The organism is Nonomuraea sp. B5E05, assembly GCF_039880665.1.
Taxonomy (GTDB): Bacteria; Actinomycetota; Actinomycetes; order Streptosporangiales; family Streptosporangiaceae; genus Nonomuraea.
The window spans coordinates 265662-288157 of record NZ_JBDPMJ010000010.1; the positions used below are offsets into that span (position 1 = coordinate 265662).

Below are 22496 nucleotides of genomic sequence, written 5' to 3' on the forward strand. Positions count from 1 at the left end.
GGCTAAGCCCGTGCCTTCAGGGGCTCGAACCCGGACCTGCTGATCAGGCCACAATGTGATAGCGTTTCACAATGTGAATGCTAATCACATCAACGTGCGGCAGCTCGGCAAGACGGACATCGAGATCAGCCCCATCGGACTGGGATGCATGCAGTTCGCCGGCACAGCCAATTACACGCGCCTGATCATCAATCCGATCGACCAGGAGATGGCCACCTCGGTCGTGCGCGCCGCCCTCGACAACGGGGTGACGTGGTTCGACACCGCCGAGATGTACGGCAAGGGCCGATCGGAGGAGACCCTCTCCACCGCGTTGAAGCAGTGCGGTCTCGCCCCCGGGCAGGTCAGCGTCGCGACGAAGTGGACGCCGCACCTGCGCACCGCGGCCAGCATCGCCGCGACCGTCGGTGACCGATTGAAGCACCTGGGTGGCCATCCCATCGCTCTGCACCAGATCCATTCGCCCAGCGGGAGCCTGTCGAGCATTCCCGCCCAGCTCAAAGTCATGGCGAGACTGTTCAGGGAAGGCACGATCGGTGCGGTCGGCGTGTCCAACTTCTCCGCTCGGCAGCTCGTGCTCGCCCACAACGTGCTGGCCGCAGAAGGCGTCACGCTGGCCTCCAACCAGGTGCGGATCAGTCTGCTGCACCGGAAGATCGAGCGGGACGGCGTGCTGGAGGCCGCACGAAGGCTGGGCGTCACGCTCATCGCGTACTCGCCTCTGGAGGGCGGGGTGCTCACCGGGCGCTACCACGACAACGCGAGCCTGGCCAGGTCCGCGCCGCCGGCGCGCAGGATCTTCTCCCGTAGCCGGCTGAGCGACCGAGGGCTCGCACGCACCGCTCCGCTCATCAACGCCATGCGCCGCATCGGTGAGGAGCACGGCGCCACGATCTCCCAGGTGGCGCTCAATTGGCTGATCACCCGGTACGGTGACACGGTCGTGGCCATCCCTGGCGCCTCCAAACCTGGCCAGGCGGCCGAGGCGGCGGGCACGATGAGTTTCCGGCTGACCGAGAGCGAGATCCGTACGCTGGATGAACTGTCGTTAACCTGAGACCATGCCCCGACAGGTGTCCCGAACGACCAAGCGTGACCGCTACCACCACGGCGACCTGCGCGCTGCGCTCATCGAAACCGCCATGGAGCTGGTCGCCGAGCGGGGTGTGCAGGCCTTTTCCATGGCGGAGGCGAGCAGGCAGTTGGGTGTCGCGCTCAGCGCGCCCTACCGCCACTTCACCGATCGCGACGAGTTGCTGCTCGCGGTCGGCGTACGCGCAGGAAACCTCCTGGTCGAAGCCGTCACCGCGGAACGCGGCGGCAGCGCACCGCAGGATCGGCTGGTCGCTGTGGCCAGGGGATACGTGCGGTTCGCCGCGAAGCACCGGGCGCTGTTCGAGACGCTGTTCGGCATGTGGTCGACGGCCAACGAACCGGAGCTGGAACAGGCGTCCCGCCCCGTGAAGGAGGCCTTCCAGGCAGGGGCCATGGCCCTGTCGGCGGATGATCCGGTGGCCGCCGAGGCGCTCGGGCTGGCCGTCGCAGCCACCGCGCACGGCCACGCCGAACTCCTGCACCTGGGCATGTTCGGCACCGGCGAGCAGGGCGTGGAGCTTGCGGTTCAACGCGCGGCCGCCGCCACGCTCGCGCTCATCGACGGCCGCGCGTCCCTCACCAGCTGAACGCGGACCGGCCGGGAGCCCGTGGACGGCCAGAAGGTCACAGCCGGGTGCTGGTGCGGCCCTCTCGCCGGACGTTCGGGCAGTGACCGCAGCGCAGATGATGGTGTTCCCCGCGGTATGCGTAGGGATGAACGCGGGCGCCGACGTCGCAGCCTTCAAGAACACCTCCTCTCGTCAGTAGCTGCAGAGGATGATCTTCCGAATCGAGGTTGGCCCGGCCATATCGGCTGCGTTTAAGGGCTTCGATTCTCGTGACGTTGCCCTCGACGGCGCCGGAGGAGTGGAGTGGGCTCCCAGCGACGGTTCGGGGCCGGCGCGTCAAAGTCCCGCTCCAGCAGGTCAGCGGGCCGCTCCCCACCGGCCGGCAGCGTCGTGCGGGGCCGCTTACGGCGCGCGCACGCGCCCTCGATTCCTCAGTCACGCATCAACCGCTCGACCGTGCACCGCGCCACCTCGATTCCCTGACGATTCGCTCCAGACCTTGCGCGCCCCGTACACCTTTCTGCCCGGAGCCGGCGTCGCTTCGAGTCAGGGCGATGATCCGGAAGCTGGAGGCCAGGCCTGGAGGGCCAGGTCGACCATGGCCCGCAATTCGTGGCGGGGCGCACCGTTCGCAGCCTGGACGGAGATGCCGTAGGAGATGGCCCACACGTACCGTGCCAGCGCCGCGGGGTTCGCCGAGGCGGGCAGGTCGCCCTCGGCTCGTGCCCGTTCGAAGCGTTCGCGCAGGCCGGCCTCGGCCGCGCGCCGCAGCGCGGCGAGTTCTTCCCGGACCGGCTCTCCCTGGGTGCCGGTGACCAGGGCGCCCTGCACCATGAGGCATCCGCCCGGCCCTTCGGGTGTCGTGGCGACGTCGACGGCTCCGCGCAGCAGGGTCTCCGTGACGGCCAATGCCGTCGGCTGATCGAACGCCGTGCGGATGTGGGCGGCGGGGCCGTCGAGGTATCGCTCGAACGCCTTGCGGAAGAGGGACTGCTTGTTGCCGTACGTGGCGTACAGGCTGGGCCGGTTGACGCCCATGGCCTCGGTCAGGTCCGACAGGGCGGTGCCCTCGTAGCCCTGACGCCAGAAGACCGCGAGGGCGCGGTCGAGCCGTTCGTCGACGTCGAATCCACGCGACCGTCCCATGGTGCACTCCCTCCACCCATTCTGTACCGATAGGTATAGTACTCTCTCCTCATCAATACCGATCGGTACAAAAACGGAGGACGGACATGACGCTTGAGGGAAAGGTCGCGCTGGTGACCGGTGGATCGCGGGGCATCGGGGCGGCGAGCGCCCGCGCGCTCGCCGATGCCGGAGCCGACGTGGCGATCGGTTACGCGACCTCGGCGGAGAAGGCTCACGTGGTCGTTGCCGACATCGAGGCGAGAGGACGCCGCGGCGCCGCCTACCGGGCCGACCAGGGCGACCCCGGCCAGGTCACGAACCTGATCGACGCGGTGGCCAGGGATTTCGGGCGGCTGGACGTGCTGGTCAACAGCGCGGGCGTCTCGGTACGCGGCATGATCGGTGACCGGCACGACGACGCGGCGGCGCGGGACAACCTGTACGACGTCAACCTCGGCGGCGTGGTGGCGGCCATCCGCTCCGCGGCGAAGGTGATCGCCCAGGACGGCCGGATCATCACGATCGGCTCCGTCATCGCCGCGCGTGCCGGGTTCACCGGGATGGCCGACTACGCCGCGACCAAGGCCGCGATCGTCGGCTACAGCCGGGGAGCCGCGCGCGACCTGGGCCCGCGCGGGATCACGGTCAACGTCATCCAGCCGGGCGCGGTGGCGACCGACATGAACCCTCCGGAGGGGGACTTCGCGGACGAGCAGCGAGCGCTCAAGGCACTGGGCCGCTTCGGCCGCCCGGAGGAGATCGCGGCGGGTGTGGTCTTCCTCGCCGGCCCGGGCGCGGCGTTCGTCACGGGCACGGTACTCACCATGGACGGGGGCTATCTGGCCTGACGCCGACGATCGCGTACGAAGCGCCGTGATCACCACACCCTCAGGTGGGACGGCGCTCCGGCGACTGGTCATGACCTCGGGCGATCCGGCACGGGAGGGCCGGTCCGCTGCGTCAGATGATCGCCGCTCCGCAGGGTCCTGAGGAGGAAGCGGAATCGGCCACGGGAACGAGAAGGAAATGGCCACGCGCCCGAAGCGGACGCGGTCCCCCGCTCGTCATCCTGGTCGCATGCTTCCACTTGGCCCGGATCGCCCGCACAGGCGGATCGCCGCCCTCGACGCGCTGCGCGGCTTCGCCCTGTGCGGCATCATCTTCATCAACATTCCCCAGACCATGGAGATGTTCGCGTACGCGGGCGAGCTGCCCACCCCGCTCCTCCTGCTGTTCTACGGCCGCTTCTACCCCATCTTCTACCTGCTGTTCGGTGTGGGCTTCTGCATCTTCCTCACCTCGGCCGCCAGACGCACGAGCCGTCCGAGGGTGCTGCTCGTGCGGAGGCTCGTCGCGCTGGGCGTCCTCGGTGGAGTGCTCCACCTGCTCCAACCCGGCGAGGTGCTGCTGCCGTTCGCCGTCACCGGTCTGCTGGTGCTCCTGCCACTCAGCTACCTCCCGCGCCGGGCGCTCCTCGCCGTGGCCGTCACGCTGACCGCGGCGGGGATCCTGGCAGGGGTGGGCGGGCTGGGGATGCTGCCCGGGCTGTTCGCGCTCGGATTCGCCGCGGCGGAGTGGCGAGTGCACGAGTCCCTTGGCGACCGCCCAGGCCGTCTGGTGGTCATGGGCGTCGCTGCCGTGGCCGTGTGGGGGCTGGGGGTCTGGCTCGTCACCCTGCCCTTGCCCGAACTCGCGCAGATCCGGCTCGGGTTGACGGTGTCGCTGGCGACCGCTTGCTGCTACATCGCGGTGTTCCTGCTCCTGCTGCGTACGCCGGTGGGCACCGTGCTGTCGTGGGTGCTGGCCCCGATGGGCAGGATGGCGTTGACGAACTACTTCAGCGCCGCCCTGATCTTCGTCCCCGCGGGCACGACGATGGGCCTGCCCGGTTCGGAGCGGTGGCCGGCCTCGGCGCTGCTCGGCGTCGGCATCCTGCTCGTCCAGGCCGTGGTGAGTAACCTGTGGTTGCGCCGGTTCGGTTACGGCCCGTTGGAGTGGGCGTGGCGGTGTGCGACGTACTGGCGGCGGCTGCCGATCCGTGGTGGCGCGAGCCGGGCTCGCGCGACGGGACAGGCCGTCGAAGCGGGATGACGGGAAGGGCCGGCGAAGCGGGATGACGGGAAGGGCCGGCGAAGCGAGGGTGAGCAGGAAGGGCATGGCGATGGCGCGGCCCAGGGCCGGTCTGCCCGAGGGCCGGGACGTCCTGGTGGCGGCGGTCCTGGCCGTCATCGTCACGGCGCGGCTGGCGTTCGTCCTCGACGACGCCCGGATGGCCGGGCTGCCGGGCTGGGCGTTCGGTGTCAGCCACCTGCTGGCCCTCGCCGACCTCGCCACCATAGCCTTCCGGCGCAGCCACCCCGTGCCCGCTCTCGTGGCCGCCACCGTGATCCCGCTGGTGAGCATGTCGCTACCGACCCGCTCCGCGCTGATCGGGGTAGGTCTGCTGATCTGCTCCTACACAGTGGCGAGCCGCCTGCCGCAGGTCAGGGCCACCGTCGTGGTCTCCGCCTGCGCGGCGGGCCACATGCTCGGCGGTCTGCTCCTGAGCGCCGCCGGCGCCGACCACGGCGGGCTGCTCACGTTCTGGGGAGTGGCGCGGGGCGACGTGCCGGGCATGGTCGCGGCCGTGACCGCGGCTTACCTGCTGCCGGCCACCGTGGGGTTCTCCGTTCGGTCCAGGCGGGCCGCGAAGATTAGGGAGGCCGCGCGCATCGCGGGCGAGCAGGAGGAACGCGCCAGGGCCGCCGTTGCGGAGGAGCGCGCCAGAATCGCCAGGGAACTGCACGACATCGCGGCCCACGATCTGTCGGCGATCGTCGTCCAGGCGGGTGCGGCCGACCGTCTGCTCGATCGCAACCCGGCCGCGGCCAGGGCCACGCTGCGCGCGATCAGGGAACAGGGGCGTGACACGCTGGTGTCGATGCGCGCCCTGGTGGGGATCATGCGCGAGAGCGAGACCGGGACGGATCTCGACTCCGCCGGTGGCAGGGCGCCAACCCTGGCGGGTCTGGAGGAGACCGTCCGCCGTTCCCGTACCACAGGCATGGACGTCGAGTTGCGCGCCACAGGCGAGCCGCGCCCGCTGCCCGTCACCGTCGATCTGGCCGCCTCGCGCCTCGTGCGCGAGGCGCTGGTCAACGCCAGGCGGCACTCCCCGGGAGCATCGGTCAGCGTGACCACGGCCTTCGGCGGCGCCGAGTTCGTAGTCGCGGTACGCAACTCGAGCCCCACCCGCACCCCGCCTCCCGCCGAGCCGAACGGCGGACACGGCCTGCTCGGCATGCGCGAGCGCGTGAACCACGCGGGCGGTGAGCTCACCATCGGACCACAACCCGACGGCGGCTGGCTGGTCAGCGCCACATTTCCTTTGGAGCGGCCATGACCGTCGACATCGTGATCGCCGACGACCAAGCGGTCGTGCGCACCGGCTTTCGCACGATCCTGGAATCGGAGCCCGATCTCCGGATCGTGGGGGAGGCCGCCGACGGGGAAGAGGCCGTTCGCCTCGCCAGGCGGCTGCGGCCCGACCTGGTGCTCATGGACGTCCGGATGCCCGTGCTCGATGGGCTGGCCGCCACCGAGCGACTCGCGGGGCCGGGGATCGAGCAGCCCGTCGCCGTGCTCGTCGTGACGACGTTCGACCTCGACGAGTACGTCTTCGCCGCCTTGCGCGGCGGGGCGCGCGGCTTCCTGCTGAAGGACGTCGAACCCGACGACCTGGTGGAGGCGGTCCGAGTGGTCGCCTCGGGCCAAGGCCTGGTCGCGCCCGGTGTCACGCGGCGGCTCATCGCCGAGTTCGCCCGCACCTCGAAACGGCCGCGGACCGTGGAGCCGCTGCCGGAGCTGACGGTGCGAGAGCGCGACACACTGGAGCTCATCGCCAGAGGCCGGTCCAACGTGGAGATCGCCGAAGCCTTGACGGTCAGCGTCTCGACGGTCAAGACCCACGTGGCCAACCTCCTCCCCAAGATCGGCTGCCGTGACCGTGTGCAGGCGGTCATCTACGCGTACGAGCACGGGGTCGTCGAGCCCGGCACATGACCGAAGTCATGCCGATGGTGATCGCGGCGCCGGACCCCACGAAGTTCGACGCCGTCCCGGTCACTCACGGATCCGGCCCTCGGCCCTGGCGCGGCACAGCACGCCTGGGGGCGGCCTCCTGATCACCTACTGCTCTGGCCGATAAGGACGGAATCTCGTGGCTGGTCGCGCAGTGACATCGTGCCGGCCGCGTACGGAGTGATCTCGATCCTCGTGATGAGACCGGCGTCGATGCGGAAGCGGATGAGCGCGTACGCGTGGCCGCCGGGTGCGATGACCGCGCCGGGCCGCCCCGCGATGAGGACCGGAGCCGCGATGGCGATGCGGTCGACGAAGATCCTCGTCTCTTCCGCGACCGCCGCTGCCCCCCGGACTTCCGTTGCGGAGCCTGCCGGGAGCAGGGAAAGGTCAGCGGTACGGACAACGTCGGGAGCCATCAAGGTGACGAGTCGTGCGATGTCGCCGCCGCGTGCGGCTGCCAGGAACGCCTCGATGATCTCGTTTTCTTCCGCGTCGTGGCGGCGTACGACAGGTCGCACGTCGCGCAGCCGTGCGCGCGCACGGCTGGCCAGCTTCTTCGCCGAGACCGCGTTCGTGTCGAGCGCCGCGGCGACCTGATCGAACGGGATGGCGAAGAGATCGTGCAACACGTACGCCACTCGCTGTCTGGGCGAGAGTTCGTCGAGCAGCACCAGCAGGGCTCTGGACACTTCTTCACGGCGAAGGAACGCCTCGTCGGCACTGATCCTTCCGCCGGCGATGTCATCGGAGTGCAAGGGGAGTTCGCCACGTCGCTCACGTGCCCGCAGCAGGTCCAGGCAAAGACGCGCGGTCACCGTGGTGAACCAGCCGTCCAGGTTGGCGACGTCGGCCGCCCCGGCCGCCTGGACCCGCGTCCAGGCGGTCTGGACCGCGTCCTCGGCGTCGTGATACGAGCCCACGATCCGGTGGGCCAGCGACATCAGCCGGGGACGAGACGCCTCGAAGTGTTCGACGAGTTTCATGGGTGATGTCACCTTTCGTGTGTGCTCAACGTCAGGAGGGGTGAGAGACCGGCTACCTGACGAGCACACCTCCTTGAGGAGACACACATGAGCGTACAGATTGTCCGATTCAACACCACATCCGAACAGGCTCCGGAAGCGGAGGCTGCCATCAAGAAGTTGTTCGCCGCAATCGAGGAAGCAGCACCGACCGGCCTTGACTACACAGCCGTGCGGGTGGCGGACGGCACAGAGTTCCTGCTGACCCTCCACCTTGCCGACGCGGACATCAATCCGCTCCTCGACATCCAGGAGGCCCTCGCGTTCAGGGTCAAGGTCGCGGAGTGGGCCGGCGCGCCGATACCTCCGCGACCAGTGACGCTGCTGGGGCGGTATGCCCGTTGACCACGGCACTCGACATCGGGCTGTTCATCGCGACTCTCGCCTGCATCCTGGCCAACGCCTTCGAGGTGATCGCGAAGGCGGTCTCGGCTCAGTTCGTGGTGCGTAACTGTGCCGAGGTCGGCCTAGATCCGCGGTGGATCCCCTACCTCGCGGTCGTTGAGGGCTCCGGGGTCGTAGGGCTCGTGCTCGGGCTGCTCGGCTGGCCTCTCCTCGGGCTGGCCGCTGCCTTGGGGCTCGTGCTGTTCTTCGTCGGAGCCGTCCTCGCCCATGTCCGCGCGCGTGTGTTCCACAACCTCGGCTTCCCGATGGTCTTCCTCCTTCTGGCGGTGGCTGCCGGCGCGCACTTCGGTGGGTCGCTCGCCTGATCGCGCGGGGCACGCCACCGGGCGCAGGGCGGCGAAGCGCGAGGTTCGGGTCGGGGCCGGCGGCGTTCCGGTGAGCCACGCGTCAAGCCTGGTGAGGTTCATCGCCGCGGCGATAAGAATGTGCTGGAGATGGCTCTCGGCGGTCCGGCGATAGCGGCACCGCCGCAGGCCAAAGCCTTTGACGCCGCGGGCGATGGTGCCCTTCACGCCTGCCCCCGTGGGCGTAGCGTTGCTGCCATGCCAGCCGATTCATGGTGCGCATGGCCATGAGCATGTGGGTGGAGTCGGTCCGCTGCCGACCCCCGGCTCGAAGCAGCCCGGCGGTCACGGCACGATCCAAGATCGTTTCGAGCAGGCTCTGTTCAAGCGATCCTGCAATCAGGCGATCCCGGAACTCGCTGAGCACCGAGTAGTCAAAGCCGGCGTTGGACCCGCGAGGCCATTGACCGGCAGTTCCGGCGGCCGAAGCCGCTGAGACAGAACTGAGCGACGGTGTGCCGCCATGATGCTCCTGCGGACACGCCATCCCTTTGACGTGGTGTTCTCAGCGGACCGGCAGGCCGGTGACCGCCCGGCCGATGATCAACCGCTGGATCTCCGACGTGCCCTCGAAGATGGTGAAGATCTTGGCGTCGCGGTGGAAGCGCTCGACCGGATGGTCGCGCGTGTAGCCGGCGCCGCCCAGGATCTGGACGGCCTGCTCGGTCACCCACACCGCCGTCTCTCCCGCCACGAGTTTCGACATCGAGCCCTCCGCCTGCTCGAAGGGCCTGCCGTTCCTGGCCATCCAGGCGGCTCGCCAGGTCAGCAGGCGGGCGACGTCGACGCGGGTCGCCATGTCGGCCAGCAGGAAGGCGATCGCCTGGTTCGAGCCGATCCTGCGGCCGAACTGCTCCCGCTCGCGGGCGTAGTCCCTGGCGTACTCGAAGGCCGCCCGCGCGATGCCCACGGCCATCGCGGCGACGGCGGGGCGGGTGGTCTCGAACGTGCGCATCGCCGCCTGTTCCCCCGCCCGCTCCCCGTTGCGCACCCGGCTCAGCCGGGCCTCCAGCTTCTCCTTGCCGCCCAGCAGGCACGAGCCCGGTACGCGGACGCGGTCGAGCACGACCTCGGCCGTGTGCGAGGCGCGGATTCCGTGCTTGCGGAACTTCTGGCCCATCGACAGGCCGGGCGTGCCCGGGGGGACGACGAAGGAGGCCTGGCCACGGGTGCCGAGTGACGGGTCGACCGAGGCGACGACCACGTGCACGTTGGCGATGCCGCCGTTCGTGACCCACGCCTTGACGCCGTCCAGCACCCAGTCGTCACCGTCGGGCACGGCGCGGGTGCGGATGGCGCCGACGTCGGACCCGGCGTCGGGCTCCGACGCGCAGAAGGCGCCCAGCTTGACGTCGCTCTCCGAGCCGAACATCTGCGGCAGCCACTCCCCCACCTGCTCGGGCGTGCCGTTGCCGGCCAGGGCCGCGGCCGCGAGCCCGGTGCCGACGATGGACAGGCCGATGCCCGCGTCACCCCAGAAGACCTCCTCGAACGCCACCGGCAGCGCCAGCCCGCTCTCCTCGAACCACTGGGTGGCGAAGAAGTCGAGCGAGTAGAGCCCGATCTTGGCCGCCTCCTGGATGACCGGCCACGGGGTTTCCTCGCGCTCGTCCCATTCGGCGCCCGCCGGGCGGATCACGTCGCGGGCGAACGCGTGCACCCAGTCGCGTACCTCGGCCACGTCGTCGCTGGGCTCGGGACAGAAAGCGCTCATGCAGGACCCCTTGCTCGTTACCGCCGGTAACACCCTACCGGCGGGTATGCCGATCAGGAAGCCGTTGATCAGGGGCTCAGGCGGCCATCGTGATCATCGGCGGGCGTTCGGCGATGCCGATGTCGGTCAGCAGGACGTCGTGCCCGTCCGCCGCCCTGCGGAACTGAGCCAGCCGGAGCGACGGCACATGGCACGCCTCGATCTTGCCCTGGCGTTCCAGCCGTGACCACGCGGCCAGCATGATCTGGGACGCCATCCCTCCCAGGGCCTCCGTCGACTGCGGCGCGTGCTCCCGCGAGCCCAGGTCCACCTGCGCGAACGCGTCCAGCCCTGCCAGTTCGAGCAGGTCGATCAGCAGCCCGAGCTCCACGCCGTACCCGGTCAGGAACGGCACCCGCTCCAGGGCGGAGCGCCGGCCGGCGTACTCGCCCGCCAGCGGCTGCACGAACCCGGCCAGCCTGGGCCAGTGGAGGTTGATCAGCGGGCGGGCGACCAGTTCGGTGACGCGGCCGCCGCCGTTCGAGGAGCCGTTCAGGGGACGGTCATAACAGGCCTTGGCGTACACCACGCTCGGGTCGGCGAGGATCGGTCCGAGCAGCCCGAATACCAGTGAAGGATGAAATTTCCGGATATCGGCGTCGGCGAACACCAGCACATCCCCCGACGTGACCGCCAGCGACTTCCAGAGCGCCTCCCCCTTGCCGTCGAGCGGCTTGAGCTGCGGCAGGATCTCGTCCTGAGCGTGCACCGTGGCGCCGGCCCGCGCGGCAACCAGCGCCGTGTCATCGGTGGAACGCGAGTCGATGACCACGACCTCGTCCACGAGCCCGCCCAGCTCCCGCCGGATCACCGTGACGATCTCCCCCACGGTCTCCCGCTCGTCGCGGGCCGGGAGCACCACGCTCACCGTGGTCGTCCCCTTCGCGGCCACCAGGTCCCCGAGCGGCCAGTCCGTGACGCACGAAGTACGGCGTCGCAACCATCCACGCACCTCAGGCAGCATGCGACCCCTCCCCCCGTATCCCCACATTTCAGCTTAGAGGGTGGTGGCGTGGCGTTCCAGGAAGGTGTAGACGTCCGCCTCGTCCACACCGGGGAACGACCCGGGCGGAAGCGCGGCCAGGACGTGGGAGTTGGCGCGGGCGGACGGCCAGGCGTACCCCTCCCAACGTTCGGCCAGCCCGGCGGGCGGGCGGCGGCAGCAGTCACCGGTGGGACAGCCGGAACGGGTGCGGTTGGTGGTCTCGCGCCCCCGGAACCAGCGCGACTCCTTGTACGGCACCCCCAGGGTGATGGCGAAGTCCCGCTCGCGCGACGGATCGACGTGGGCCACGCAGAAGTAGGTCCCGGTGGGCGAGTCGGAGTACTGGTAGTACACCGAGAACCGGTCGGGCGAGGCGAACACCTGCCGCCCCGACCACTGCAGGCACATGCGCTGACCCTCGATGGCCCCCTGCTCGTCGGCGGGGAAGACGATGCCGTCGTTCTCGTACGCCTTGTAGATGATGCCCCCGGCGTCGTTGCGCACGAAGTGGCAGACGAGGCCCAGGTGGTGGGTGGCCAGGTTGGTGAAGCGGTGAGCGGCCATCTCGTACGACACCGCGAACACGTCGCGCAGGTCCTCCACCGACACCGCCCGCTGCGCCTTGGCCTCCTGGAGGTAGGGCGCGGCGGCCCGCTCGGGGACGAGCACGGCGGCGGCGAAATAGTTGGCCTCGGTGCGCTGGCGCAGGAAGTCGGCGAAGTCGCGGGGTTTGTCGTGGCCGAGCGCGAGGTGGCCCAGCGTCTGGAGCAGGATCGTGCGCGGGGTGTGCATGCCGAGCTGCTCGTGTTTGACGTAGATGCGGCGGTGGCGGAGATCGGTGATGGAGCGCACGGAGCGCGGCAGGTCCTGGGCGGTGTGGACGGTGTAGCCGAAGTGCGTGACCAGCCCCTGGATCATGCTCTGCGACAGGGCGCCCGTACGGTAGCCGACGGCGTCGAGCGCCTGGGCGGCGGCCTTCTCGATGTCGGGGAAGTAGTTGCCCACCTCCCGCTGCCGGCGGCGCAGCTCGGCGTTGGCGACCCTGGCCTCCTCCGGAGTGGCGGTGCCGCGGGCCTGCCGGGCGCGCAGCTCGCCGTACAGGCCGAGGAGGTGTTCGAGCACGTCGTTCGGCACGCGCGCGGAGACCTTCAGCCGCGGCAGGCCGAGCCCCGCGTAGATGGGGTCGCGCTGGGCCTCCTCCAGCGCGATCTCGAGCTGGGCGCGGCGGTTGGGCGGCTGGCGGCGCAGCAGTTCCTCGACGGGGACGCCGAGGGCGGAGGCCAGCGACTTGAGCAGCGACAGTTTGGGCTCGCGCTTGCCGTTCTCCAGCAGTGACAGCTGGCTGGGCGCCCTGCCGACGCGCGATCCCAGGTCGGACAGGGTGAGGCCGCGCTGTTTACGCAGGTGGCGGAGGCGCTGGCCGAAGGCGATCAGATCCAGCTCCTGTGTCAAAGACAGCGGTTCTTCACCGAGCAACGGCCCCATGCTCGGCATCTTAGGCAGAAAAACGAGCCATTTTCTAGCCTTCGCCGGCCTGCCGCCAGCCCAAGAGGGCCGGCTCGCGCACGCCTACCGCGCCGGCGGGCCGGCGCGGAACCCACGACACGTCCCGGCTCAGGCCGGAACCTCGGTCCCGGGGGCGGGGACGGTCACGGGCGGGCAGCGCGGGTCCAGCCGGATCCGCGCCAGGTCGCGGCCCGCGATCGCCCAGGCGTACCAGGATCCGGGCTCGAAGTGGAGCTGCGGGTTGGTGTGCCACTCGTCGCCCATCCCGGTGGCCAGCAGCGTGGCCCCCCGCTCGGCGTCGAGTTCGTACGCGTTGCCGCCGTCGCGGAAGACCGAGGCGAACAGGCGGCCCCGGTGCGCGGTCAGCTCGCCGTAGCCGGACAGCGTGCCCTGCCGGACGACCTGCCGGGTCGCGGGGTCCCAGGCGATCCAGGCTCCCGAGTCGCGCTTGTACGACGCGTACAACAACCCGCCGTGCAGCTTGACGTCCTGGAAGGTGCGGTGGCCCGGCACCGGCTCGGCCTGCCACAGGACGGTACGGCGGGCGAGGTCGAAGGCGGCTATGGAGGCGGACGGCGCGCTGGTGCCGAACACGTCGCCGGCCAGGTAGACCACGCCCCGCTCGGCGTCGAGCGTCAGGCTCATGAGGTTCTGGCCGGGGATGACCCCCTGGTACACGTCCATGTCTCCGGTGTGCGGATCGACCACCGACAGCGCGCCGCTGATGCTCGCAGACAACGACGCGGTCGCGACCAGGAGCTTGCCGGAGCGGGAGTCGTACTCGATGTCCCAGGGCCGCTTCTGGTCGTGGCCGAGGTAGCCGAGACTGCGGACCTCGTCGGTGTGCACGTCGACGGAGATGATCTCGCCGGTGGGGTACATGGCGGCGTAGACCTTGTTCCCGTTCCCGACCATGGCCTTGGGCTCGCCCGGCACCCGGATCCTGCGCTGCTCGCCGGTGCGCAGGTCGCGGATCTCCATGGCGAAGTGCCCGCCGGCGTACACGGCGCGGCCCGGGACGAGCAGCATGCTCTGGGTGCGCTCGGCGCCGGGCGGCAGGCCCGCGTCGATCAGGTCGGTGAACTCGGCCGCGCCGGTGCCCGCATCCAGCGACCACAACCCGCCGCTGCCGGCGACGGACAGCAGCGTGTTCTCGCCGGTCACGTGGAGCAGGCGGTTCTCGTCGCCGTAGGACGGCGGGGCGATGACCTTGGTGAGCGCCGTGTCGCCGGTCCGGTAGCGGTAGACGGTCCCGTCGGGGCGGGAGGCGGCGTAGACAGAGCCGTCCGCGGCGGTGGTCAGCGCGTCCAGGAGCCCGGACTCGACGGTGACCCGCCGCAGGTCCGTACCGTCCTTGCGGACGTCGATCAGCTCGCCGCCGGCGGCGGCCAGGACCCGGTCACCGTTGAGCGCGACGACGCCGATCGCGGCGCCGCCGGCCGCGAGCTGGCGTACGGCGCCGCTCTCGCGCTCGATCCGCACGAGCAGTTGCTTCTCCAGCAGGCCCGCGTAGACATAGCGGTCGTCGGCCGCCACCGCGCGCACGTTGTGCTCGCCCTGCGCCGGCACGTCGTAGCGGCGGACCGCGCCGGTGCCGGGGACGTACTCCCATACGCGCCCGTCAGGGGAGGTGCCCGCGTACAGGGTGCCGTCGGGGGCCGCGGCCAGGCTCCAGACGAAGCCGCCGGCCTTGCCGAAGGAGTGCAGGTGCTCGACCTTTCCTGTGGCGATGTCGAAGCCGTACAGGTCGGGTACGGGATAGGTGCCGACATAGACCTTGCCGCCGGACACGGCGACGGCCCAGCCGCCCTCGGGCTCGCCGTCGGCCGGGCCGTCGGGGAGCGTCGCGCTCCTGACCACCTTGAGGGTGTTCAGGTCGATCTCGGCGAGCACGGGCGGTTTGGGGCCGCGGGTGACGACGTAGGCGTGGCCCTCGTGGACGGCGGCGCCGACGACGGCCCCGGTCACCGAGGCCGGTCCGTACGTGGTGACCGCCTGCCCGCCGCACCGCGAGGGGGCGGCCGAGGCGGCTGCGGGCGAGACGAGAGCGGGTAACAGGCCCGCCACGACGACAAGCAGGGATCGGAGCATGCCCAGACCTCTCGTTCATTTGTGCTTTATTTTGGTCCAGACCGTAACCTTGTGAGCATCCTCCGTCAACGGCGGAGGGCCGTTCGCGATCTAGACATTACGGCCCAGGCCGTTATAACGTGCGGCGAAACCGCACCAGGGAGCCGCACATGATCCCCCGCCGTCGATTCCTGCAGGCTGCCGCCGTCGCCACGGTGGCCGCCGGCCTGCCGGCCACAGCCGCCCACGCCGCCCCACCCGCCGAAGGCACGCTCACCGACCTGGGCCCCGCCAGCGTCGCCAGCCCTCTCGGCAACGCCGAGTTCGTCGGCGGCGTGCTCTACGCCGGATCGCGCGGGCTGTCGCCCAACGTGGTCGGCGCCTACGACCTGGCCGAGGATTCGGTCACCGCCCATTTCGACATCCCCACGGGCATCGGGGTATGGGCGATGTGCAAGGTCGGCACCGACGTCTACGTCGGCACCCACGCCAAGTCGGACCTGTACAAGCTCGACACGGTGGCCGGCTCGGTCACCAAGGTCGCCTCCGTTCCCGACCACTTCATCTGGACCCTCGCCGCCGCCCCCGACGGCAAGGTCTACCTGGGCACGTCGGAGCCGGGCAAGGTCAAGGAGTACGACCCCGCCACCGGCGCCGTCCGCGACCTGGGCGAGGCCGTGCCGGGCGAGGCGTACGTACGCGCCATCCAGGCCGACGACACGCACGTCTACGCGGGCGTCGGCGCCAACGCCCATCTCATCGCGATCGACCGGGCCACCGGCGAGCGGCGCGACCTGCTGCCGTCCGAGCTGGCCGACCGCGACTGGGTGTCGAGCATGCACGTCTCCGACACCCACATCGCCGGAGGCATGAACTCGCTGGCCGAGCTGATCATCCTGAACAAGGCCGACCCGTCCGACCACAGGGTCGTCAAGGCCACGGCCCCGGGCGAGAAGTACATCGTCTCGGTCCTCATCCACGACGGCCACGTCTACTTCGCGGGGCGCCCCACCGGCACCTTCTACCGCTGCCGGCTGGACACCGGCGAGCTGGAGGTCCTCGGCGTGCCGTACTTCGAGGCCGCCACCCACCGCATCCTGGCCCATGAGGGCCGGATCTACGGTGTGCAGGACAACGCGGTGTTCGTCTACGATCCGGCGACCGGCGCGCTGGAGTACCGCAACCTGGTGCAGCGCGGTTTCCGCGCGGCGGCGGAAGAGCCGATGTCGGTGCACTCCGACGGCGAGCGCGTCTACGTCGGCGGCAAGAGCGGCGCCGACATCCACGACCTGGCCACCGGCGCGGTCACCCGGCTGTCCATCCCCGGCGAGCCGAAGACCATGCTCACCGTCGCGGGCACCACCTACCTCGGCGTCTACACGCAGGCCGCGCTCTACTCCCACCGCGCCGGCGACACCGAGGCCAAGCTGCTCGCGCGCACCGGAAACCAGCAGGACCGGCCGCGCGACCTCGCCTACGACGACCGGACCGGCGTGCTCGTGATGCCGACCCAGCCCGAGCCCGGCCACATGAACGGCGCGCTGTCCTTCTACTCCCCGCGCACCGGCGAGTACGTCACCCAGCGCCCCGCCGTCGAGCGCCAGACGGTCTACTCGGTCGTCACCCGGAAGGGCATCGCCTATCTCGGCACGCTCACCCAGGAGGGCCTCGGCCTGCCGCCGGTCACCTCCACCGCGCGCCTGGCCGCCTACGACCTGTCGGCGCGGGCGTTGTTGTGGGAGGTCGAACCGGTCCCCGACGCCCGCTACATCTCCTCGCTCGCGCTCGGCCCGCGGCATGTGTACGGCATGGCGAGCACGGGCGTGGTCTTCGAGTTCGACCCGCGGACCCGGAAGGTGACCCGTACGCTCCAGGTCGGCGCGAAGGGCGGGGACCTGTTCGTCGTGGGCCGGGTGGCGTACTGCGGCGACGGCGACAAGGTGTACAAGATCGACCTGGCGGGGTTCACCGCGAAGGCCATCGTGACCGGGCTGGCGGGTCAGTGGTTCGGCGGCGAGCCCAAGCTGGCCCTCGACCCGTCCCGTCGCGCCCTGTACGGAGTCAAGAACCGCAATCTGGTGCGCATCGCCATCAGCGGCAAGGGGTGAGCTCGGCCAGCGGCCACCACGTGATCCGGCTCTGACGGAGCACGTGGTGGCCGTCCTCATGTCCGCCGCAGCACCGAAGATCGTGAACGACCACGAGGAGCACGAACTAGAGAAAACTCGCGATTTTTTCTCCGCAGAATACTGGCTAGTAGTGCAGATTTCAGAAATTTCCGTGAATCTTATCTTCGTCGCCGACTTTCGACCGGGTGTCCGGGGGCAGAGACTCGGCGTAAGCCCCAGGGGACGACGAAGGAGTGATCATGACGGATCGCCTCAAGGGAGCTGCGGAGCAGCTGCAGGACGAATGGGACGGGGACCCGCGCTGGGCGGGCATCGAGCGCACCTACAAGGCCGAGGACGTGATCCGGCTGCGCGGCAGCGTCCAGGAAGAGCACACTCTGGCCCGGCTCGGCGCCGAACGGCTGTGGGGCCTGCTGCACACCGAGGACTATGTCGCCTCCCTCGGCGCGCTGACCGGCAACCAGGCCGTCCAGCAGGTGAGAGCGGGCCTCAAGGCGATCTACCTGTCCGGCTGGCAGGTCGCCGCCGACGCGAACCTGGGCGGGCAAACCTACCCGGACCAGAGCCTCTACCCGGCCAACTCCGTGCCGGCCGTCGTGCGCCGGATCAACAACGCGCTGCTGCGGGCCGACCAGATCACCTGGTCGGAGGGCGTCGAGAGCCCGTACTGGCTGGCGCCGATCGTGGCCGACGCCGAGGCCGGGTTCGGCGGGGTGCTGAACGCCTTCGAGCTGATGAAGGCCATGATCGCGGCTGGTGCCGCCGGCGTGCACTGGGAGGACCAGCTCGCCTCCGAGAAGAAGTGCGGACACCTCGGCGGCAAGGTGCTGATCCCCACCGGCCAGCACATCAAGACGCTCAACGCCGCCCGCCTCGCCGCCGACGTCTGCGGCGTCCCCTCACTGATCATCGCGCGGACCGACGCCCAGGCCGCGACGCTGCTGACCAGTGACGTGGACCCGCGCGACCAGGCGTTCACCACCGGCGAGCGCACCGCGGAGGGCTTCTACCGGGTCAGGAACGGCCTGGAGGCGTGCATCGCGCGCGGCCTGGCGTACGCGCCGTACTCCGACCTGCTCTGGATGGAGACCGGCACGCCCGACCTGCAGGTGGCCCGCGAATTCGCCGAGGCGATCAAGGCCGAGCACCCGGAGCAGATGCTCGCCTACAACTGCTCTCCGTCCTTCAACTGGAAGAAGCACCTGGACGACTCCACGATCGCCAAGTTCCAGCGGGAACTGGGGCACATGGGGTACAAGTTCCAGTTCATCACGCTCGCCGGGTTCCACTCCCTCAACCACTCCATGTTCGACCTGGCCCAGGGGTACGCCGGCGACGGCATGCCGGCGTACGTGGAACTGCAGGAGGCGGAGTTCGCCGCCGAGGCGCGCGGTTACACCGCGACCCGGCACCAGCGCGAGGTCGGCACCGGCTACTTCGACCTGGTCAGCACGGCCGTGGCCCCCGACTCCTCGACGACCGCGCTCAAGGGCTCCACCGAGGAGGAGCAGTTCACCCGCTGAGCGCCTGAACGCGCCGGCCACCTCCAGGGCATGGGGGGTTCCCCGGCGTCTCACAGGGAAAGGCCGCGCCAGTCCTCCCCAGCACTGGCGCGGCCTTTCCTCATGACGAGCCTGTGGGCGTCGGCGTCGGGGTGTCCTGGCCGGGCGTGGAGGGACCCGGCGACTCGCCGGGTCCGTCCTGGGGGATCGTGGTGATCGACGATGACGGCCGCGGGCAGTCCCCCCTGGCCATGGGGCCGCGCCTCCTGCCGGCCGGGTCCGCGCACGCGCCGGGGCCGTCCTCGCGGGGCTCCTCCGGCCTGGCAACGCCGGACGGGCGGCCTCCCGGCGGCCGGAACGTGTCCCACCGATGGGATGAAGGGCTGCGCACGCCCTCCTTCGTACGGGTGCGCGTGACGAACACCGTGGGCGTGGCGGGCGCCGTCGCCGGCACGGTCCGGGTGGGCGGCACGCGCCCTGCCGGGGTGGCGACGGGGCGTGTGGTGGACGCGCCGCTGCCCTCCGACCGCACGGCGGGCGGCGGGTCACCGGGCAGCAGCGAGCCGCCACCGACGGGCGCGCCGTCCGCCCCCGACGCCGCGATCACCGTGATGGCCGCGATCGAGACCGTGGCCAGCGCGGCGAAGCTGGCGTGCGACAGGCTCGCTCCGGCTTTGGCCCTCCGGCGCTTGCGGGATCGTTCCAACCCCGTCTCCGCGGCGAGCGCGCCGGACCCCGTCCCGGCACCCCCGTGCCCTACCCGCCCCCCTCCTGGCGGGTACGGCACGGGGGTCCAGATCTCTGTCAGCACCTCGTCGACCGCCTGGCGCAGATCCCACGGATCGCCCACGCCGCCGGCGGCCAGTAACACCCGCAGCAGGTCGGCGGCCCTGGGCCGGTCGGCGGGATCCTTGGCCAGCGCCGCCTCGACGGCGGGCCGCAGCAGGGCGGGCACGCCATCGATCCGCGGCGGCTCGAACAGGATCCGCCGGGTCAGCGCATCCGCCTCCCCGCTCCCGAACGGGTGGTGGCCCGTGGCGGCGAACGCCACCAGGCACCCCCACGCGAACACGTCGGACGCCGGCAGCGCGCCCCTGCCCTCCGGCCGGCCCGTCAGCCGCTCCGGCGCCACCCACCCGGGACTGCCCATGACCTGCCCGGCCTGCGTGTGGGCAGACAGCGTGTCGACGTCGCGGGCGATGCCGAAGTCGATGACCCGCGGCCCTTTCGTGGACAGCAGCACGTTGCCCGGCTTGAGGTCCCGGTGCACGAGCCCGGCCTCGTGGACCGCGACCAGCGCGGCGGCGACGCCGAGCGCCACGCCGTAGGCGCGGTCGGGCGTCAGCGGCCCCTCCGCCAGGACGACCTGGGAGAGCGCGGGGCCCGGGATGTACTCGGTGACCAGGTAGGGCCGGCCGTGGTCGGCGCCGTCCTCGACGACGGCGGCCGTGCAGAACGGCACCAGTCTGCGCGAGAAGGCCACTTCCTCGGCGAAGCGGGCGCGTAACGTGGCATCGTTGAGATGCACCGTATGTGGTGTCTTGAGCGCCACCAGGCCACCACGAGGGTGTTCGGCCAGATAGACGGTTCCCATCCCGCCCGCGCCGAGGCGGCCCAGCAGCAGATATCGCCCGATGATGACCGGGTCGCCCACCGTAAGCGGTCGCACGCCGGCAGGCAGGTCGCTCGCACCACGCGCCATCCGGGTTTCGCCCTTCCTGTCTGGAACACGGCACAGCACACTGTGACCGCATCCAGGCAGGCTTTGCGCATGTCTTGCACAAGCGGTATCAGAGGTAAGGCGTTCGTTCCTCCGAGGTGAGGAAGCCGTGTGGCGGAAGTGGCGTCATGCCCCTGGGGATCAGGAGGCGATCGCGGCCGCCTCCTCCGCCTCGACCTGGCGGTTCCAGTCCTTCTTGACCGCCCGCCAACCCTCGTCGTCCACCCCCGCGCGCCAGTAGCCGGATATGGAGAGCCGGTCCAGCGGGACGCCCCGCTCGAGCCGCAGGTGCCGGCGGAGCTGCTTCACGAACCCCGCCTCCCCGTGCACGAACGCGTGCACGTCGCCCTCGGGGAAGTCCAGTTCCCGCACCGCCCGCACGAGCGCGTGGCCCACGGGACGGTCGCCTCGATACAGCCACAGGATCCGCGCGTCGGCGGCGGTGTCGAGCTTCTGCTCGTCGCCGGGCCCGTCCACCTCCACCAGGACGTGCGCGATCGCCCCTTGGGGCAGCGCCTCGAGCGAGGCCGCGATCGCGGGCAGCGCGCTCTCGTCGCCCACGAGGAGGTGCCAGCCCGCCTCGGAGGCGGGCGCGTAGCCGCCGCCGGGGCCCAGCATGAGCAGGACGTCGCCCGGCTTCGCCGCGGCGGCCCACGGCCCGGCCAGCCCCTCGTCGCCGTGCACGACGAAGTCGAGGGTCAGCTCGCGCGCGTCGGGGTCCCAGGCGCGCACGGTGTAGGTGCGCAGCCGTGGCCAGTGCTCGCGCGGCATGGTCTCGCGGCACGTCTTCACGCTGAACGGCTCGGGATAGTCGACGTCTTCGTACGGGAAGACCAGCTTCACGTAGTGGTCGGTGAGCCCCGTGGTGGCGAAGCCGGACAGCCCGTCGCCCCCGAGCACGACGCGGACCATGTGCCGCGAGATCCACTCGGTCCGCAGGACGACGCCCTTATGATGATCTGTGGGCTTATCAGCCATTCGCACAGCCCCCTGACTCAGGTTAGGTATACCTAACCTTACATGGTGTCGATCTGCCGCCGCATGCCGATCGCCGGAAAAAGGACACGACACTATTCAAGCCACTGCCGGATCCCCCAGCGAACCCGGCCGGTCGGCCACCGCCCCCAGGAACGTCGCCATGTGCCGGAATGCCAGCCGCGCCTCCGGCAGCACGTCCGCCAGGATCGGGAAGACGTGCGGCATGCGGTCCCATTCCTCGTACCTGACCGGCACCCCGGCCTGGCGCGCCCGCTCGGCGACACGCTTGCCCTCGTCGCGCAGCACCTCCGTCGACCCCGTCACGATCATGAGGGGCGGCAGCGCCGTGAAGTCGCCGTGCACCGGCGACACCAGCGGATCCCGCGGATCCAGCCCGGCGGTCCATCTGCGGGCCAGCCAGCGCACCCGGCCGGCCGGCAGCATGGGGTCCTGCCAGCGGTTCGCCTGGCGCGGAGCGTCGGTCAGGTCCGTCCACGGCGACAGGCAGATCGCCGCCGCGGGCAGCGGCAGCCCCTGGTCGCGCAGCGCGAGCAGGGTCGCCAGCGTCAGGTGACCGCCGGCCGAGTCGCCCGCGAGCACGATGTCCCCGGCCTCGTGGCCGCGCCGCAGCAGGCAGTCGTAGGCGCCCATCGCGTCCGCCAGCGAGTCGGCCAGCGTGTGCACGGGCCCCTGCCGGTAGTCGAGCGCCAGCACCGGACGCCCGGCCGCCGCCGACAGCCGCCACGTGATGGGCCGGTGCGTGCCCGGCGAGCACGAGAAGTATCCGCCGCCGTGGAAGTAGAGCACCACCTTGTGCTCGTCTAGCCCCTCCCCGCCGCGCACCCACTCGCCGCCGCACGACGAGAGCGACGCGGGCGCGATCGCGACATGCTCGGGATACGGCATCTGCACGAGCCGCGCGAGATCCCCGAGCCTGGCCGCGCAGACCAGTGCCAGCGGATGGCGCATGAACAGGAGGGACGCGGGCTTCAACGTGCCGCGCATGAAACCGGTGAGCGCGCGGGCCTGCCAGCTCAGAGGGTATTCAGGAACTACGTCCCCGTCGATCCGCATATCGGTCCTCCGATACGTTCCCTTCCCCCTCTCGCCCGCTCCTACCGGCCAGTAAGTAACTGATCCCCGCAGCGCGAAAAACGCGTTGCGAGCCGCCGGGGCCGCAACGGATAATTTCCTGCTTCTCGCCGGCAGACCCGTGCACGGGTCCGGA

The 22496-nt window shown here is 70.6% G+C and carries 19 protein-coding genes and 1 pseudogene; 10 read left to right on the forward strand and 10 right to left on the reverse strand.

Features of this window, described 5'->3' with window-relative positions; translation table 11 throughout:
• The first annotated feature begins 73 nt into the window (after window positions 1–73).
• Entirely contained in the window at window positions 74–1057 is a 984-nt protein-coding gene (locus ABGB01_RS20915) for an aldo/keto reductase (protein ID WP_347775222.1), read from the forward strand.
• A gap of 4 nt (window positions 1058–1061) precedes the next feature.
• Window positions 1062–1682, forward strand: coding sequence for a TetR/AcrR family transcriptional regulator (locus ABGB01_RS20920; RefSeq protein WP_347775223.1), 621 nt, complete (start codon window positions 1062–1064; stop codon window positions 1680–1682).
• A 528-nt stretch (window positions 1683–2210) separates the two neighbouring features.
• On the opposite strand, the gene ABGB01_RS20925 is transcribed toward ABGB01_RS20920, so the two are convergent.
• Entirely contained in the window at window positions 2211–2810 is a 600-nt protein-coding gene (locus ABGB01_RS20925) for a TetR/AcrR family transcriptional regulator (RefSeq protein WP_347775224.1), read from the reverse strand.
• Between the two features lie 86 nt (window positions 2811–2896).
• On the opposite strand from ABGB01_RS20925, the gene ABGB01_RS20930 reads away from it, so the two are divergent.
• The 4 genes from ABGB01_RS20930 to ABGB01_RS20945 all read left to right on the forward strand — a co-directional run bounded on the left by ABGB01_RS20930 (window position 2897) and on the right by ABGB01_RS20945 (window position 6833).
• Complete coding sequence (locus ABGB01_RS20930) at window positions 2897–3640, forward strand: SDR family oxidoreductase (protein WP_347775225.1); 744 nt, start codon at window positions 2897–2899, stop codon at window positions 3638–3640.
• A gap of 229 nt (window positions 3641–3869) precedes the next feature.
• Entirely contained in the window at window positions 3870–4883 is a 1014-nt protein-coding gene (locus tag ABGB01_RS20935; protein ID WP_347775226.1) for a DUF418 domain-containing protein, read from the forward strand.
• 64 nt (window positions 4884–4947) lie between these two features.
• A complete protein-coding gene (locus ABGB01_RS20940) occupies window positions 4948–6174 on the forward strand; it encodes a histidine kinase (RefSeq protein ID WP_347775227.1) in 1227 nt (408 codons plus the stop codon).
• Complete coding sequence (locus ABGB01_RS20945) at window positions 6171–6833, forward strand: response regulator transcription factor (RefSeq protein ID WP_347775228.1); 663 nt, start codon at window positions 6171–6173, stop codon at window positions 6831–6833. Before ABGB01_RS20940 ends, ABGB01_RS20945 begins: the two co-directional genes overlap by 4 nt.
• Before the next feature lie 122 nt (window positions 6834–6955).
• Here the strand turns inward: ABGB01_RS20945 and ABGB01_RS20950 are convergent, their stop codons facing one another.
• Window positions 6956–7837, reverse strand: a complete 882-nt coding sequence (locus ABGB01_RS20950) for a sigma-70 family RNA polymerase sigma factor (RefSeq protein WP_347775229.1) — start codon at window positions 7835–7837, stop codon at window positions 6956–6958.
• An 87-nt stretch (window positions 7838–7924) separates the two neighbouring features.
• Here ABGB01_RS20950 and ABGB01_RS20955 point away from each other — a divergent pair, with 87 nt between their 5' ends.
• On the forward strand, window positions 7925–8221 hold the full coding sequence (locus ABGB01_RS20955) for a hypothetical protein (protein WP_347775230.1): 297 nt from the start codon (window positions 7925–7927) through the stop codon (window positions 8219–8221).
• Complete coding sequence (locus ABGB01_RS20960) at window positions 8218–8586, forward strand: DoxX family protein (protein WP_347775231.1); 369 nt, start codon at window positions 8218–8220, stop codon at window positions 8584–8586. Before ABGB01_RS20955 ends, ABGB01_RS20960 begins: the two co-directional genes overlap by 4 nt.
• Before the next feature lie 24 nt (window positions 8587–8610).
• Here ABGB01_RS20960 and ABGB01_RS20965 read toward each other — a convergent pair.
• The 5 genes and pseudogenes from ABGB01_RS20965 to ABGB01_RS20985 form a co-directional block, all read right to left on the reverse strand.
• Window positions 8611–8796: pseudogene (locus tag ABGB01_RS20965) on the reverse strand (transposase); the annotation flags it as partial.
• Between the two features lie 334 nt (window positions 8797–9130).
• Window positions 9131–10339 (reverse strand): acyl-CoA dehydrogenase family protein, encoded by a 1209-nt coding sequence (locus ABGB01_RS20970; RefSeq protein WP_347619020.1) that lies wholly within the window; start codon window positions 10337–10339, stop codon window positions 9131–9133.
• Between the two features lie 76 nt (window positions 10340–10415).
• Window positions 10416–11342, reverse strand: a complete 927-nt coding sequence (locus ABGB01_RS20975; protein ID WP_347619019.1) for a glucosyl-3-phosphoglycerate synthase — start codon at window positions 11340–11342, stop codon at window positions 10416–10418.
• Window positions 11343–11375: 33 nt separating this feature from the next.
• Complete coding sequence (locus ABGB01_RS20980; RefSeq protein WP_347775277.1) at window positions 11376–12815, reverse strand: helix-turn-helix domain-containing protein; 1440 nt, start codon at window positions 12813–12815, stop codon at window positions 11376–11378.
• Window positions 12816–12977: 162 nt separating this feature from the next.
• On the reverse strand, window positions 12978–14960 hold the full coding sequence (locus tag ABGB01_RS20985) for a PQQ-binding-like beta-propeller repeat protein (RefSeq protein ID WP_347775232.1): 1983 nt from the start codon (window positions 14958–14960) through the stop codon (window positions 12978–12980).
• Between the two features lie 149 nt (window positions 14961–15109).
• On the opposite strand from ABGB01_RS20985, the gene ABGB01_RS20990 reads away from it, so the two are divergent.
• Together ABGB01_RS20990 and aceA are read left to right on the forward strand one after the other, a co-directional pair.
• Complete coding sequence (locus ABGB01_RS20990; protein ID WP_347775233.1) at window positions 15110–17047, forward strand: hypothetical protein; 1938 nt, start codon at window positions 15110–15112, stop codon at window positions 17045–17047.
• A gap of 254 nt (window positions 17048–17301) precedes the next feature.
• Complete coding sequence (gene aceA, locus ABGB01_RS20995; protein WP_347775234.1) at window positions 17302–18591, forward strand: isocitrate lyase; 1290 nt, start codon at window positions 17302–17304, stop codon at window positions 18589–18591.
• A 100-nt stretch (window positions 18592–18691) separates the two neighbouring features.
• Here aceA and ABGB01_RS21000 read toward each other — a convergent pair whose 3' ends face one another.
• The 3 genes from ABGB01_RS21000 to ABGB01_RS21010 form a co-directional block, all read right to left on the reverse strand.
• Window positions 18692–20239 carry a protein kinase gene (locus ABGB01_RS21000; RefSeq protein ID WP_347775235.1) on the reverse strand — a complete coding sequence of 516 codons (1548 nt, stop codon included), beginning with the start codon at window positions 20237–20239 and terminating at the stop codon, window positions 18692–18694.
• A 192-nt stretch (window positions 20240–20431) separates the two neighbouring features.
• A complete protein-coding gene (locus ABGB01_RS21005) occupies window positions 20432–21268 on the reverse strand; it encodes a siderophore-interacting protein (protein ID WP_347775236.1) in 837 nt (278 codons plus the stop codon).
• Between the two features lie 96 nt (window positions 21269–21364).
• A complete protein-coding gene (locus tag ABGB01_RS21010; RefSeq protein WP_347775237.1) occupies window positions 21365–22342 on the reverse strand; it encodes an alpha/beta hydrolase in 978 nt (325 codons plus the stop codon).
• Window positions 22343–22496 lie beyond the last annotated feature (154 nt).

Bases quoted from the DNA above. Each gene is read 5' to 3' on its own strand.
- ABGB01_RS20920 (WP_347775223.1), top strand. From the start codon at position 1,062: ATGCCCCGACAGGTGTCCCGAACGACCAAGCGTGACCGCTACCACCAC.
- ABGB01_RS20925 (WP_347775224.1), bottom strand. From the start codon at position 2,810: ATGGGACGGTCGCGTGGATTCGACGTCGACGAACGGCTCGACCGCGCC.
- ABGB01_RS20930 (WP_347775225.1), top strand. From the start codon at position 2,897: ATGACGCTTGAGGGAAAGGTCGCGCTGGTGACCGGTGGATCGCGGGGC.
- ABGB01_RS20935 (WP_347775226.1), top strand. From the start codon at position 3,870: ATGCTTCCACTTGGCCCGGATCGCCCGCACAGGCGGATCGCCGCCCTC.
- ABGB01_RS20940 (WP_347775227.1), top strand. From the start codon at position 4,948: ATGGCGATGGCGCGGCCCAGGGCCGGTCTGCCCGAGGGCCGGGACGTC.
- ABGB01_RS20945 (WP_347775228.1), top strand. From the start codon at position 6,171: ATGACCGTCGACATCGTGATCGCCGACGACCAAGCGGTCGTGCGCACC.
- ABGB01_RS20950 (WP_347775229.1), bottom strand. From the start codon at position 7,837: ATGAAACTCGTCGAACACTTCGAGGCGTCTCGTCCCCGGCTGATGTCG.
- ABGB01_RS20955 (WP_347775230.1), top strand. From the start codon at position 7,925: ATGAGCGTACAGATTGTCCGATTCAACACCACATCCGAACAGGCTCCG.
- ABGB01_RS20970 (WP_347619020.1), bottom strand. From the start codon at position 10,339: ATGAGCGCTTTCTGTCCCGAGCCCAGCGACGACGTGGCCGAGGTACGC.
- ABGB01_RS20975 (WP_347619019.1), bottom strand. From the start codon at position 11,342: ATGCTGCCTGAGGTGCGTGGATGGTTGCGACGCCGTACTTCGTGCGTC.
- ABGB01_RS20985 (WP_347775232.1), bottom strand. From the start codon at position 14,960: ATGCTCCGATCCCTGCTTGTCGTCGTGGCGGGCCTGTTACCCGCTCTC.
- ABGB01_RS20990 (WP_347775233.1), top strand. From the start codon at position 15,110: ATGATCCCCCGCCGTCGATTCCTGCAGGCTGCCGCCGTCGCCACGGTG.
- ABGB01_RS21005 (WP_347775236.1), bottom strand. From the start codon at position 21,268: ATGGCTGATAAGCCCACAGATCATCATAAGGGCGTCGTCCTGCGGACC.
- ABGB01_RS21010 (WP_347775237.1), bottom strand. From the start codon at position 22,342: ATGCGGATCGACGGGGACGTAGTTCCTGAATACCCTCTGAGCTGGCAG.